The sequence below is a fragment of the Pseudoalteromonas sp. L23 genome, from assembly GCF_021728455.1.
In the GTDB taxonomy this organism is placed as follows: domain Bacteria; phylum Pseudomonadota; class Gammaproteobacteria; order Enterobacterales; family Alteromonadaceae; genus Pseudoalteromonas.
On record NZ_JAKKCW010000006.1, the window covers coordinates 171039 to 187272 of the forward strand.

The 16234-nt window shown below is 48.8% G+C and carries 2 protein-coding genes (1 of these 2 running past the window's edge); both read right to left on the minus strand.

Annotated features, from left to right (window positions below):
* Positions 1 to 12069, minus strand: coding sequence for a non-ribosomal peptide synthetase (locus L3V43_RS12330; protein WP_237116668.1), 12069 nt, complete (start codon positions 12067 to 12069; stop codon positions 1 to 3).
* Positions 12069 to 16234: the final stretch of a non-ribosomal peptide synthetase gene (locus L3V43_RS12335; RefSeq protein ID WP_237116631.1), read on the minus strand. 5662 nt of this gene lie beyond the right edge of the window; only the last 4166 of its 9828 coding nucleotides appear in the window; its start codon lies beyond the right edge, outside the window — the gene reads right to left on this strand; it ends in the stop codon at positions 12069 to 12071. Before L3V43_RS12335 ends, L3V43_RS12330 begins: the two co-directional genes overlap by 1 nt.

Sequence of the window (16234 nt, forward strand, 5' to 3'; positions counted from 1 at the left end):
CTAGTGCAACACATAGTTGCGCTCAATTATGTTAACCAACTGCCCTACTTGCTCGGCTTGCAGGCAGGACAAATGATCTCCTTTGACTTCATAACAAGAGAGAGAGTGACTAAATGGTTTCCATCCCATGTCTTTATTCACAGGATGGCCTTCAAATTCTTGCGTTTGCTGCGTTTTTACAACACAGATTAGGGTGTCGCTAAGCATAGACGGCATCTCAATATTTGCTCGCAGTTGGGCACTAAAAACTTGTTGAAAGTGGCGTAAATGCGCATCACTAAAGTTAAATCCAGCTTGATGTATCCAGTGATTGAGATAGGCAATGCGTGCTGAAGCATCACCTTGCTTATAGGCACTGATTTCAGCATCAGAGACACTGAGGCGAAAAAACGTTATCAGATTATCCAGCATCATTTGTGCGATTTGCGCTTCATCTAAGTTAAGCGCTGGGTTGCTCGGTACAGGCGTATCAATCACAGTTACCGAACAGCCAATTCGACCTTGCTGCTCAAGTAAAGTGGCAAGTTGATAGGCGATAAAGCTGCCAAAAGAATGTCCGACCAAATGCACTTGCTCACCAAGTTCAGCGCCTGCTAATACACTCAAGTAATACGCTGCGGTGTGTCTAATCGAGGTTAGCGTCTCGGGTTCCTCGGCTAGCGCCTCTGGCTGCAAGCCATAAACGGGTATACGGCTATCAAGCCCATTCACTAACGCATGAAATGCCATTAACCAACCCCCCGCTCCCGCAATCAACACCACTGGTGTAAAACCAAGCTCACCCTCTTGCAAACACACTAAGGTTTCAAGCGATTGAGGTTTACCATGACATTCGCCGAAACTATCCCTCAATGCTTGAATATACTGGCTGAGCCCACGCACAGTCGGATGCTCAAAAAGTGCCGACAGTGGCAAATTGAGTTGTAGGTGCTGATTAATATCACCCACTAAACGCATCGCTAATAGCGAATGACCACCTAAATTAAAGAAGCTATCGTCAAGGCACACTCCATCCACCAGCAAACGACTAGCAAACTGCTGCACTAATTGAGTTTGTAGTGGTGTAAGCCTTTCCAGCTTAGCCTCTTGCCGCAAGGGTTGAGGCGGAGTGTATGATCCGGCCAGCGCAATGAGCTGTTTGCGATCTACTTTGCCGTTCGTTGTCAGCGGAAGTTGGCTAACTGATTGAAACAACTCAGGGACCATGTAAGTGGGTAGTACTGCGCGTAATTGCGCTCGCAGAGCTGCATCATTCACTTCCGTATGTTGCGTTGGCTGCACAAATGCCACTAATTGCGCGTTGTTACAGCTATCTTCACGCACCACCACAGCACAAGCAGCAACTTCGTCTAGCAGCTGAAGTTGCCGCTCAATCTCACCCAATTCGATGCGGTAACCGCGCACTTTAACTTGGTCATCACCACGACCTAGATACAGCAATTCATTTGAGGCTAAGCAGCAAGCGCGATCGCCAGTTTTATAAAGTCGCTGGCTGCTATTTGGCTCAATGATAAAGGCCTGCTGCGTCTTTTCTTCGTCATTGAGATAGCCTCTGGCAAGGCCAATACCTGCAATGTATAAATCCCCTTCCACACCGGTAGCCACCGCTCGAAGCTGCTCATCAAGTAAATATAAAGACAAACCCTCGACGGGCTGACCGATTGGCACGCGTGCACCGCTGAAGTGTGTGACATCATTAAGGGTTGCAGAAATGGTTGCTTCAGTCGGGCCATAGGCGTTAATAATTCGAATACGGTCGCCATAGCGCTGCTGCCAATCGGTGAGCGCGGCAATCTGCATTTGCTCGCCACCTATGGTGATGATCCTCAGCGAGGTTGGCAAAGTGACTGAAGTCGCTGCAAGTTGATGCCAATACGCCGTTGGTAAACTCATCAGTGTTAACTCGGCATCTTGGCTTAATTGCGCCAGCTTGTTGGGATCCAACATGTCGTCTGTCGGTGCCATTACCAAGGTTGCGCCACGAAGTAAAGTACAAAAGACTTCTTCCGCAAACACATCAAAGCTCATGCTAGCAAATTGCAGGTAGTTGTCGCTGGGTGAAATCGCATATTGCGAGGCTAATGCCTGCACATAATTAACGACACTGGCATGTTCCACCATCACCCCTTTTGGCATGCCCGTGGTGCCCGAGGTATAAATTACATAACAGAGGTCGTCAATCTGGCATGGCGCAGTAAAGCAACGACTAGGCTGCTCGGCCAAAGCGCCCTTAATACTATCTAAATCGACTTGAGGCACTACTTGCTCCGAGCTACCCTGCCAATATTCTATTTTAGTAACCAGCATGGCTGCATTGGCACTTTGCAACAGCAAACGGCGTCGAGACTCGGGTAGTGTTGGTGCAATTGGTAGATAAGCCGCGCCCAATTTGAGCACCGCAAGCATAGCCACAATAAGCTGATAATTCGTCTCCAAACACAGGCCAATAATAACGGGGGCTGTACTTGGCTCTAGTCGTGAAGCAAGGTAATGGGCGAGCTGATTGGCGTCTTTATCCAGTTGTGAATAGTGATAACAGCGAGCCTCCCCAGAGGCGGTACTATATTCACGAATAGCAATATGCTCAGGAAATTCAGCAGCAACTTGAGCAAATAATTGCTGAATTGGTAAATTTGGCGTTTGATATTGCACCGCTTGCGTCAGTGAAAAAGTAGGTAGAGGCAATGCCTTGCTGTACTGCGCGTGTTGAGGCTGCCAAGACAATTTCCCAAGTGTTTGTTCGGGCTGTTGTGTCGCAGCTAACATCAGCTGCTGCATCGCCGCAAGGCTTTGCTCGATAAACACTTCATCAAAGCATTGCTGCTGATAGCTCAGCGTGAGCGATAAACTCGCCCCTACGCCGACCACAAAGGTCAATGGGTAGTGTGTTTCGTCAACTTCGCTTAAGGTTGTTGCAATAAATGGCAGCGCAGCGCTATTTTGCAACGGATCTTGCGGATAATTTTCAAAAACATACAAGCAATCAAACAATGGACTGTCGTTCTCAATACTCGACCACTGATGAACTTGTGTCAGTGGTGTATGCGGGTGCTGCGCCAATGCCGTAAGCTGCGACTTCACCGCTTGCAGGTAATCTTTCACACGCACATTTTGATCTACCGCGACATGGACCGCTTGCGTATTGATATACAAGCCAACACGCTGCGCCATTCGACTGAGTTCTGTAGGTCTGCCCGCAATGGTTTGACCAAATAAGGCATACGGTTCGTTGCAGCAATTTGCCACCCAATACGCCCAGAGCCCTTGGATAAACTGATTGACGGTAAGTCCTTGTTCGCCTGTAAAGCGAGTCACGGCATCTTGCAGCGATTGCGGTAACGTCACACTAAGTTCTTTAACACCAGCCGCTTTATTTTCAGTGTGATTTTCAGTGTGAAGTACCTTTTCGCTGAGTAATGTGGGCGCGGTAACTCCACCCAGATACTCCCGCCAAAACGCTTCGTCGCGGTCAACATGCGTATGCAAATATTCGATATGATCGCGGAAATTATCTACCACAATGGGCCGTAACTCACCTTGGCAACGGGCTTGATAAAATGCCAATAATTCAGCAAATAATACCGGTAGCGACCAACCATCCATGATGAGATGATGATAAGTCCAAACCACCCCAACATTGCCATCCTCAAAAGCAATTAACTTCAATCGCATACAAGGCGCTTGTGAAAGCCTAAGCGGCTCGGCAAGCTCCACCGCGGCCTGTGATTTCACTATTTGCGATTGCTCTTCTGCAATGACACTGCTGTGCAGCAGTTTGAGTGGCACATCGGCATGTTTACAAACCACTTGCAGCGGCTCGCCAGCAACGTCTATAAATGCCGAGCGTAATATGCTGTGCTGCTTAATCAATTGCTGCCAAGCATAACTCAACGCCTCAATATCCACACAACCTTGTAGCAATAAGCTGGTTTGCTCGACGTAAGGTAGCGTGCTTTGAGTGTGCGCCTCTCGTGCCGTTTGACTGTGAAACCACATGCCTTGCTGCAAACCAGTTAGAGGGTAAATATCCTCAACTTCCCCTTCAACCTGCCCAACTATGCGCTGTAACTGCCGTTCAGAAATGCCGCTGAGAAGTGCAAAGTCACTGACTGTGTAATGACGTTGAGGCTGGGATTGGCAATGCTCGATGACCTGAATTAGACTTTCGAGTATCTCTTTACTTAATCGCTCTGCTGCTTCAGATGCTAAGCGCTGGCTGTCAAACTCTAACGTTAACGCCAATTGACCATCGACAACTGCCGCTGTTAGCTGCGCTCCAAAGTAACTGAGGTTTGACTCCGCAACCAAAGCGCCAGTCGACTCATGGGCCTCGCCCAGCAAACCTTGTTGCTCAATGACTGTATCTAGCTGGCCTAAATAGTTGAAAAACAGTAAGCCTCGGGTATCAATCTCAAGCGACGAGCGAACGTTTGGCTCTGGGTGTAAATACCGCGCTGCACCATAACTACTGGCGACTTTAGCGCTCCTTTCAAGCTCAACCTTGATACTGCAAATCACATCATGCAAGCGGCTGCCATTACTAAATAACTGTATTGGATAGAGCGCCGTTAACCAGCCAATGGTTCGGCTGCTATCCAGTGCCTCCGTCAGTAACTCGCGACCATGCCCTTCTAGCATGATCACTTCACTGCCTGCACCACGCTTTTGCGCACACCAGGCAAGCGCACTAAGCAGCAATGCTTGCGCCGTCGTACCATAACTGGTGTTGGCGGATCCCAATAGCGCACGGGTGTGCGCTGCTGACAATGTGTGGCGAACTTTCGCTATGGTTGGGGTCGCGCTTGTATCTTTAAGACTCAATAAGTGCGAAGTTTCAGCCAGTGCAGCCACCTTCTGCCATTTGCGCAAACCACGCTCATCGGTTGCAAGTTCACGATAAAAATCGGCAAGTTCAGCCAAATTCGCGCTTGCGGCAGGAAGCTCCAACGGCACATTGTTTGTTTGCTGCTGTAGTAGCTGGCTTACATCTTCAAGTAACACACGCCAAGAGACGCCATCCACTAGCAAGTGATGTGCGCTAAACAACAAGCGATTATTAGCCTCACTGTCAGGTGTAACATATAACACCGCTTTAAACAGTGGCGTGCCAGTAAACGCAAAGCCTTGCTGCACTTGCTCACTGAACTCGCTCAGCTCAGCTTGCCATGCTTCACGCTCAAGCGTATGCGCCGTAAATACCTTTTGAATATCAATGCCATCAAGTACAAATAGGGTATTTTCATCTGCAACCACCAAACGTAGCGCATCATGCTGGGTGAGCAGATATTTTACAACTTCCATAAGCTGCGCAGGTGTGACGGACTTATCTACACTCACCAGCACACTCTGATCCCAATGACTGGGTTTGGCAAATTGTTGAGCAAAGAACCAATGCTGAATTGGTAATTTATCAAGCGGGCCTGAAAGTTTTAGCCTTGCTTTACCCCTCGGCCGGTGAATATCTTGCTGGGCAAGTCTTGCTGCAAGTGCCGAAACGTTGGGGTAGGTAAACACGTCGGTAGCACTAACAGGTAACTTGAGTGCTTTGGCTTTACTGGCGATTTGAATACTCAAAATAGAGTCGCCGCCTAAAGCAAAATAGTCATCTTCAGCGGTCATGGATGGTGTATTTAATACCTGCCGATAAATCGCCAGTAACTGGACTACGATGCTGTTAGCCTGTGGTGTGACCGCGCTTTGCTCGGTTACTGTGGTAGTCTGTTGAGTTTTACCAAGCGTTGCCAAAGCACGATGGTCAACCTTGCCATGCGGTGTCAAAGGTAGCCTTGCGAGCATGACAAAATGCTCTGGCACCATATAACTTGGTAGTCTTTCCTTTAGCTGGGCTTGAAGCACTTGAGGCTCAGTTGTTGTTACCACAAATGCCTGCAACTGTGGCTGCCCTGACGCGCTTGTGGTTATCTGAACCGCACATTCTTGTACGCTCGATAGCAGCCCAATTTGCTGTTCAATTTCGGCCAACTCAATACGATACCCTCGCAGCTTTACTTGTCCATCGTTACGACCCATATAGGCGATACGGCCGCTGCTAAGCAGGCGAACCAAATCTCCCGTTTTATAGGCTCGCACCATGTGCGAGGGAGAGACTTGTAGCTCAACAAAACGCTCAGCACTAAGCTGTGGTTGATGTAAATATCCTCTGGCAAGTCCTGCCCCTGTTACGTATAACTCCCCAATCATCCCCTGAGGCACAGCACGCAGTTGTGGGTCTAAAATAAATAGCTGGCTATTGTCGACGGGCAAGCCGATATCTGGCACCTTTTCGTCAAACTCAACCACACCTGAAGTCGCGACCACCGAGGCTTCGGTAGGTCCATAGTTATTGACTAAGGTAAATCCGTATTCTTTTGCTTGAAACGCACCGAGTTTATCGCCGCCAACCAATAAATAGCGCAAGCTTTGCGGGTTAAACAAAGACTCAGTGAGCAGCGCTTGAGCGATTGGCGTTGCAATAAAACTATGCGTGACTTGGTGTGTATTGAAACAGGCTGTTAATTCGGCCGGTGACTGTAGCACCGCTTTTGTCACACACACGAGGCTCGCGCCAGCACATAAATAAGGCCAAATTTCCCATGTTGCCGCGTCAAAGGCGGGGTTGGCGGTTTGACTCGCAACGCTATGATTATCCACCGCAAAAGCTCGTCGGTGCCAACCACATAAATTCGCCAACCCTTGATGGGCTATCATCACGCCTTTAGGATTACCTGTTGTGCCTGAGGTATAAATAACATAGGCCAGCTGCTCCGCTTTAACTTTTGGAAACTGCTGAGGTAGTGATATTGTCGCAAGGCACGCCTGCACGTTGGCGTCATCAACACAAATGACATGTGGGGAGCGATATTCAGCCTCAATGTCGTTATCATCTAACTCTGCTACCTCAAAGCGAGCGGCAAACTCACACTTGGTTAAAACCAGCGCAGCGCTGCTGTCTTTAGCGATGTAATTGACCCGAGCTTGAGGGTAATGAGGGTCCACAGGTACATAACACCCACCCGCTTTTAACACAGCTAACATCGCCACAATGAGATCTGCGCTACCCGTCATCGCAACAAGCACAGGCTGCTCTGGTTGCAGCCCTTCGCTTAATAACAGCGCCGCCAATGCCTTGGCTCTTTCAGTAAGCTCACCATAACTCAAGGTTTGATTTGAGTTTGTGTCAATTACCGCAACTCGCTCGGCTTGTGCAGGCTCTGCCATATGTCGCTCAATTTGCTCAAGCACTGACTGCTCAAAGTGTTCCGGCGCTGAGTTGCCTGAAATCGCATGATTCTCTAGCGGCTGCTCCTTGCAAAGTTTTATATTCGCAAGTGCGCAATCAGGCTGCGTGAGTAACTGCGCGATCACAACATTAAAACACTCTGCAATGCTAGCCACAGTTTCTCTTTCAAATAGTCCACTGTTGTATAGCCAGTGCAGTCTCAACCCTTGCCCACTTTCTGTTGCACTGAGCTCAAGATCAAACTTGGCACGCGCGTTTTCCGACGCTAAAACTTCCGTGCTGAGCCCCACAAACTCTGGTGTGTGCTGTGGCTCGGGATTAAACGCAAAACTCAACTGGAAAACACTCTGGTGACTCAACTCTCGGCTAACACCAAGATGATCAATGAGCTGCTCAAAGGGAAGTGATTGATGTTGATGTACTTGTTCAATCTGCTCTCTTTGTATATCGAGTAGTTGGCTGAAACTCTGCTGCCAATCGACCTTCACGCGAATTGGCAAGGCATTGACGAAAAAGCCAATCAACTGCTCCACTTGTGGGTGATGCCGCCCTGAAAATGGCGCACCAATCACAATATCATCCACTTGGCTAAACTTAGCGAGCACCACCGCATATGCGCTATGCAACCAAATAAACGGGGTTATTCCTAAACGCTGACAATACTGTTGCAGCCGTTGCCATGTCTCTACGCTTAGCTGTTCATTAAATGCTTGCGCGCTATTGTTCACGGCCTGCCCACGAGGCGTATCGAGCGGTAATTGGTGCAGTGGCGGCGCATCGTCAAGATGCGCAGACCAAAATGCCATGTCTGCACTTTGCTGCGCGCCTTGGCACTGTGCTCGATGCCAATGGGCATAATCCGCGTATTGCACCTCGGGTGGCGCAATTAAGTCATGGACAAGTTCACAGCCTTGGGCGTAATGGGCATAAAACTGCGTCAGCTCTCGCATTAATACTTCAATGGAGCGAGCATCAGTAGCAATATGGTGCATATTGACGATAAGGCGATGGTAGCCTGATGAAAATCGAACTAGAGTTGCGCGGATCATTAGATCTTTACTAAGATCAAAACCCTGCGCTTGGTCGTCTCGTACCGCGCGCTGCCAAAGCAAATTTTGCCAAAGCGGTGATTGCGTAGAGACGTCAATAAGCCTAACAAAATGCTCAGGCAAAGCGACAAGGTACTGTTTGGGCTCATCTTTAGTGTTGATGATAGCCGAGTGCAACACCTGATGCCGTGACAGCACCTTTTGCCAACTTTGCTCGAACGCGCTCAGATCAAGCTCCCCTGAAAACGCCAATAACGCTTGAATTTGATATTGCTGGCTGCCCTGCTGCATTTGATCTAATGTCCACAAACGTTGCTGAGCAAAAGACAGCACCACGCCATTGCTTTTATCCACCACAGCAATAGTACTTAGCTGCGCGTCTTGTTTTTCAAGTGCTGCCGCCAAGCCGTGCACCGTAGGGTGCGTAAAAATCACTTGCAGCGGTAACTCAATGTGCAGCGTCTTGCGAATATTATTTGCCAGTTTTGCAGCAAGTAGCGAGTGCCCGCCGAGTCTAAAAAAGTCGTCATAGCGACCAACTGATTCGCGCTGCAAAGTCTCGGCAAAATAGCTTGCAAGTTGGGTTTCAAGCTCGCCAATCGGTGCTTCATAAGTGTTTTCGTTAAAGCTTGTATCAAGTTGCTGCAGTAGTGCTTTTTTATCTACTTTACCATTGCTGGTCAGTGGCATAGCTGTCACCGCTTGCACTTTGGCCGGCAACATATGGTCAGGTAAATTTTGTTTTAAAAACTGCTGCATGACCAAAGTGATGTCGTCGAACTCGACCTGTTTGTGTAACACCACAAAGGCGCAGATCCAGACATTTTCTGGGTCTTGCCGATTTAACAGCACAGTGACCTCAGCCACTTCGGGATGGTGGCGCAACTGGTTTTCAATTTCGCCTAATTCAATGCGATAACCTCGAACTTTTACCTGGTCGTCAATTCGGCCAACATAGCTCAGCTCTCCGCTGGCCATTAAGCGCACGAGATCGCCTGAGCGATATAATCGCTGCTCGGACGCTTCACTAAATGGGTTTTGAATAAAGCGAGTGGCGTTTAGCTCGTCACGTTGCCAATACCCCCGACAAACCCCCTCGCCCCCTACGTACAACTCGCCCACGGCACCTTGCGGCAAGAGCCTTTGCTTGTCATCAAGTACATAGCAGCTGGTGGTCGGAATAGCACGACCTATATTACTGGTGCCGAGCGTCAGATCCGCAGGCTCCAGCGCCTTAAACGTAACATGTACCGTGGTTTCGGTAATGCCATACATATTGATTAACGGACAATTTGGTAAGCGCTGTGCCCAAGGTTGTAGCTTACTTGGCTGCAACGCTTCACCACCAAAAATCACGTACCGCACTGCACATTGGCTCGCCAGTTGACTGTCATTGAGTAGCGTGGCTTGTAGCGCGTAAAACGCACTTGGTGTTTGATTTAAGACCGTAACCTGGGCATCAACCAACAACTGAGCAAAAGCTTGGGTGTCTTGCGCAGTGGCTTTATCCACAACCACAAGGCAACCACCAAAGAGTAACGCGCCATACATCTCCCACACTGAGAAATCAAAGCAGAAGGAATGAAACAAGGTCCAAACATCTTGCTCATTAAAATCGAATAAGTTGGGCGCTACATGAAGTAAGCGCACCACATGACGATGCTCAATTTGTACGCCTTTTGGTCTCCCTGTGGTGCCAGAGGTATAGATCATATACGCCAAGTCTTGCGGCTCAATCTGAATAGCATCAAGCTGCTTGAGGGCTTCGCGGCTGGCCTGATGCTCTGCCTGTGACACATTAATTAGCTGGTATGAAAGCTGACTAAACTGTGCCTGCGTAGCGTTGTCACAAAGCAGCCATGGGCTTTGCACGTCTCCCAAAATATACTCAATGCGCTCTTGCGGGTAGTCGGGATCTACCGGCACATAGGCAGCACCCACTCTAAGCACTGCTAGCAAGGTCACTATCATCTCTATGCTGCGTGATACACTCACCACCAGCATGGTTCGTGGCGTGACCCCTTGTTGTAACAGCATTACCGCCAGCGCATTGACTCGATCGTTAAGCTCACGATAATTCAGCATAGTCGTGCTATCTCGCACGGCAGTACGTGTGGCAAAGTGCTCGGCGTAGCGCGTGAATAAACTGATGATGGTGTCTTGCTTAGGCCAAGTTGCCGCTTGGCATTGAGCGCCCGTTATTAATGCTTGTTGCTGTTTTTGGTTCAGTAACGCAAGTTCACCAACGGCGGTATGAGGGGCTGTAACACAAGCTTGAAGCAGCGTATGGAAACAATCCGCCCAATGCTTGATGGTCTCTGCTGTGTAAAGATGGCTATCAAACTTCCAATGTAAATAAAGTGCCTGCTCATCAACTACGGCATTGAGTTCTAAGTCGCATTTTACCGCTATGCTATCCGCCTGTTGTTTTTGCACTTCTTGAACCGATAATCCCGGAAGCGTAAAAGCACGCTCATCACGGGTTTCCAGTGTAAATAATATTTGCACTAGCGGATGGTGACTTAAATCTCTTGGAGCACCAACCGCTTCCACCACTTTATCAAAAGGAATATCGCGATATTCAAACGCCGCTAGGTTGAGGGCTTTTTGTTGCTGCAACCATTGGCTAAATGGCATATCACTTTCGAGCTTTGCATGCATCACTAAGGTATTAACAAACAAACCGATTAGTGGCGTTAATTCGGAGTGATGACGGCCAAGTTCTGGCGTGCCTACAACCACCTGCTGCGATTGCGTAAGCCTTGCGATAAACAACATAAAGGTATTGAGCAGCCACATAAAGGGTGTGAGCTGGAGCGACTTCGCCTGTGTCGAGATCGCCGCAAATAACGACGCATCAAGCGCTTGGCGATATACTTTCCCCGTTAACGACTGCACCGCAGGACGGACAAAATCACAAGGCAATGACTGCAACGGCGCTAATTCGCCAAATTGCTGTTTTAGTTGCGCCAGTGGTGCCTCGATGCGATCTGGCGTTAGCTGTGCTCGCTGCCACTGACTAAAATCACTATATTGCACCTGCATAGTTGCAAGCGGTGTATAAGATGCGCCTATGTGTTTGCAATAGCCAGCCTCTATCTCTTGTGCAAGTAGCGCCATTGACGCCCCGTCAGAGACAATATGGTGCATATTAAAAGCAAGGTGATGCTCATCGCCATTACTTACCACCAGCACGCGAAGCAAACAATCATGAGCCAAGTCAAAAGGCTTGTTCTGATGGGCTGCGATGCGGGAAGCTATGTAGGCTTGCCTTGTTTCCTCAGGTGCTACACTGGTATCAAGCCACTCGAACGGCGCAATCACGTCATCCGTTATTTGCAGCTGGGGTTGGCCATCTTGTTCATTTTTTACAAACCTAGCGCGCAGTATTTCGTGGCGCTGCACCACATCTTGTACAGCGCTGCGCATTGCTTGAATATTAAGCTTGCCGCGTAACAAAAACTCAGCAGGCATATAATACTGCTTGCTACCTTGCAGTTGCTCAATAAACCACAGCCCTTCCTGTGCAAAACTCAGCGGTAAGTCCTTCCCCGCATTTGGCTGCGCGACTATTTTCGGCGATGAGTTCGCCATATCACGACTTTGCTGCTGAAAATAGGCAATGATCTCTGATTTATATTCAACCACCTGCTGTTTTAACTGTGGAGGAAACCCAGCGGTTTGCTTAAATGCTAAGCCACCGTTTTTTTCATACAAGGTCACGCCAGCTGCTAATGCTTCTGCGATCAATGCCTCTATCTGTCTTTGCTGTTCATTCATCACAAAAACATCTCCTCAGACTGACCGTTTTCGTCTGCCGCTTTGGCTGCACGATGGATCTCACACCAAGTTGCAAGTGCGCTTACGCTTGGCCGCTCGAACAATATTTTTAAGGTAATGGGCACCTCAAGCGCCTGCTCAATTAAGGCAACCGCTTGGCTTGCTGATAAAGAGTGCCCCCCTAACTCAAAGAAGTTACTGTTAATATCTCGAACTTGAGTATTGAGCACTTGAGCAAAAATTTCTGCCAGCAGCGTTTGTAGTTCAGTCATAGGAGCTAAAGGTGCTGTAAGCACTTGCGCCAGTTGCGATTGCACCAGTTGTGCAAGTGCTCCCGCGTCTACTTTGCCATTATTGGTAAGTGGCATAGCAGCCAGTGCATACAGCTTGTAAGGCAACATGTAACTTGGTAGGACCTCTGCTAACGAGGCTAATATCTGAGTGTGTAGCGTCTGTTCAAGCTCATAAATGGCATCACTGTGCGATGGTGTAGTTAGTACCACACAGCCCAGTAAGTTATCTTTACTTTCGTTAAGTAACACATGTGCTTGTTGCACTGCATCTAGGTGCTCAAGCTGAGCCGCAATTTCTTCAAGTTCGATGCGATAGCCACGCAGTTTAACTTGGTTGTCTCGACGACCAATAAACTGCAGCACACTAGGGTTGCCCTCTTCATCTAGCAGCCAACGCACTTGGTCGCCCGTCTGATAATAACGCTGCGAGTCATTGTTCAAAGACAATGACACAAATTTACTGGCGCTGAGCTCAGGCAACCCAAAATACACCTGAGCCACATTATCGCCTGCAATGTATAGCTCACCGGGCATGCCCATAGGAACAAGCTGTTGATGCTGATCCAGCACCACCAAATGAGTGCCTTGAATGGCGCTACCGATTGGCACAAAGCGCTGCGATTGCTGCGCAAGCGAAACCGCATCTTGGCCATTACAGCGATACACACAGCACCCGACTGTTGCTTCTGTTGGGCCATATTCGTTATAAAAATGAGCCTGTGGCATCAGTGCCCCGACTTGAGCAACCACGCTGCTAGATAGGGCTTCTCCCCCCACCACAATGTGGTGCGCAGCATTGCTCGGTTGTAATCGTGCCAGCACGCCTTGCAAGTGGGCTGGAGTCAACTTGAACAGCAATGACTCTTCGCGCGCTAAACACGCACTAAGCTCTGTGATTAACTGCTCGCCATCATTCAATAATACAACTCCAAGGCCATTAACCAGCGCTCCCCATAAGCTGGTTACTGTCGCATCAAACGCTAAAGGCGTGCTGACAACACTCTCTTGTATATCGCCTTGGAGATAGCTGTGGCTAACATGCTCAAGGTAAAGGTGTAGATTACGATGGCTGATCACCACACCTTTGGGTCGCCCTGTAGTGCCAGAGGTATAAATCATATAAGCAGGCGCATCAATATCACTTAACGGCGCAAGTGCTTCTACAGGCATGTTCTGCCAATGCTGTGCGGTGTCCATTAGCACCAAACGGCAGCTGAGTTCTGCGCTGTTCGGAAGTAGCGCTGAGGTAGTGATAAGGCAAGTCGCTTTGCTGTCACGCAATATATAGTGCTGACGCTGACTCGGTGCATTTGGGTCAAGCGGCACATACACGGCCCCAACTTTTAAGGTTGCCAAAAGTGCCACAACTTGCTCACAGCTTGGCGCTAAGCTTATTGCGACCTGCGACCTTGCCGTTACGCCTTGTTCAATCAAGTAACGCGCAAGTTGATTACTTTGTGACTCCAATTCGCCAAAACTTAACCGCTTGCCAGTCATATCTCGTACAGCATTTTGCTGTGCACTATGCTGAGCAAAGTCCCGTATTTTATCGCTGATAAACCAAGGAGATTGCGGCTGCGCTTGCGTGGCAAACCCTAACTCGCTGAGTACTTTGCTATCAACTAATGGTAAGGTATTCACACTTTGCTCAGGGCTTGTCAGCGCCGCGTCAATTAACGTCACAAAAGCATCAACCATCGCCTGTACGCTAGTGTGTTTAAACAAGGCTTTGGCATAATTCCACTGCACCGTGATCTCACTGCCCGATTCTTGTGCATTGACTTCTAAGTCGAACTTCATTGCAGGCTTAAGATCAAGCTGTTGCTCGATTTTTAGGTGAGGTAGCTTGAAGTTACTTTGTTCGTTATTTTGTAGTGCAAAGAGTATTTGTAATACGGGCGAATGTGCTAAGCTGCGCGGTGGATTAATGGCATCAACAAGCTGCTCAAAGGGTAGATTCTGATGGGAAAAAGCCGACAAGATCACCTGTTTTTGTTCACTTAGCCAGTCGTTAAATGAAGGCGACCCCACTTTGCGAGCGCGAATAGCCAAGGTATTCACAAAGCACCCCAGTAACCCCTCTAACTCTTTCACCTCACGTCCTGCAATGGGCGAGCCAATGACAATATCCTGCGTTTGACTAAGACGAAGCATCAACAGCGAAAAGGCACTTTGCAACCACATATACAAGGTCACCCCTTGTGCTTGGCAATGCGCTTTTATCGCCTCAACTTGCGACGTTGTAAGAGTATGACGAATGCATTCACCATCAAGGGACTGAACTTGTGGTCGCTCAAAGTCCAGCGGTAATTCATGAACAACAGGACACTGCTGTAACTGAGTTTGCCAATAAGAAAGATCTGCCTGATAGCTATCTTGCTGTTGCTGCTGCCAGTAGGCAAAGTCTGCATACTGCACCGCTAGCGATTTAGCGTATTGCTCTGGCAACGAATACGCTGGCGCTTCACTAAAGTGCCGATAAAACGCCACAAATTCTTTGGCAAGCAGCGCCATCGACCAACCATCGCTGGCAATGTGATGCATGTTAAACAAGAGTCCAAATCGGTTGTGACTAAACTGTACACAGATCACGCGCAGCATAGTGTCTTGGCATAAATCAAAAGGCTTGCTGAGCGATTGCTGCTGTAATGTTTGCCAACGCTGCTGTTGCTCGGCGGTATTCAGCCCAGACAAATCTACTAATTCCACAGGACAAGCTACTTGAGCACGAACTTGCTGCACAGCACCGTGATCACCACTTGCAGGAACGATGACCGTACGGAGCACTTCATGACGCGCAACAATCGCGCTTAACGCTTGTGTTAAAGCATCAATATCTAAGGCTCCCTCACACCAATAGCTCGCTGGCATATGGTATTGCAGACTTTGCTCATGTAACTGATCGATTAACCACAAACGCTGCTGAGCAAAAGACAGAGGTAACGCTTGAGCTCTTGATACCGGCTCAATGGTATTGCTGTGCGCAATCATCGAACTTGCGGTTATCACTTCAGCAAACGCTGCAATACTTGGCGCATCAAAGAGTTGTGGCAAGGTGATATCTCGCCGCTGCTCACTGCGCACTCGGCTGATCACTTTTATGGCAAGCAGTGAATGCCCGCCTAAGTCAAAGAAACTGTCGTTAATACTCTGTACTGGGCTCGGCAGTAGCTCACGATATAACTCAAGTAAATAACGCTGTATGTCTGTGAGCTTAGATCCATCAATTACCTCGGCGACCTCTTGGCTTTTCGCCTGTGCCTGATAGGCAAGCTGTAATGCTTGCTTGTCTACTTTTCCGTTTGCAGTCAGTGGAAGATCAGCAACGATATCCAGCGCGGCAGGTAACATGTAACTGGGCAGCGACTGCGATAAAGCTTGGCGCAACTGCACAAGTGTGAGCTTAGCCTCACCATTTAAAACCACATGAGCCACTAAGCTTTCTTGTGCTTCATCAACACTCACAGCGCAGCTTTTTACTTGCGCCAACGCGTCGATTTGATGGGCGATTGCCACAAGAGAAATACGGTAGCCTCGCAGTTTTACTTGCTCATCTAACCGCCCCAAATAACAAAGGTAGTCTGCCTCACCGCGCGCATTCGCCTGCCACTTTGCCTTGTCGCCACTGCGATACCAACGCATGCTTGAAGTACCAGACGCAGGCACTGCTTGCTCAACAAAGCGTGCTTGCGTCACACTCGCGAGATTAATATAGCCTTCACACACCCCATCTCCCGCGAGCCAAAGCTCCCCGGGCATATTAGGTAAAGCCAGCTCGCCAAACTCGTCAACCACCGCAAGTGTCATATTATCGATAGCGTGACCAATAGGCACTTCCTCATGGCCCGCTAACAAGTGGCGCGACTCACGGC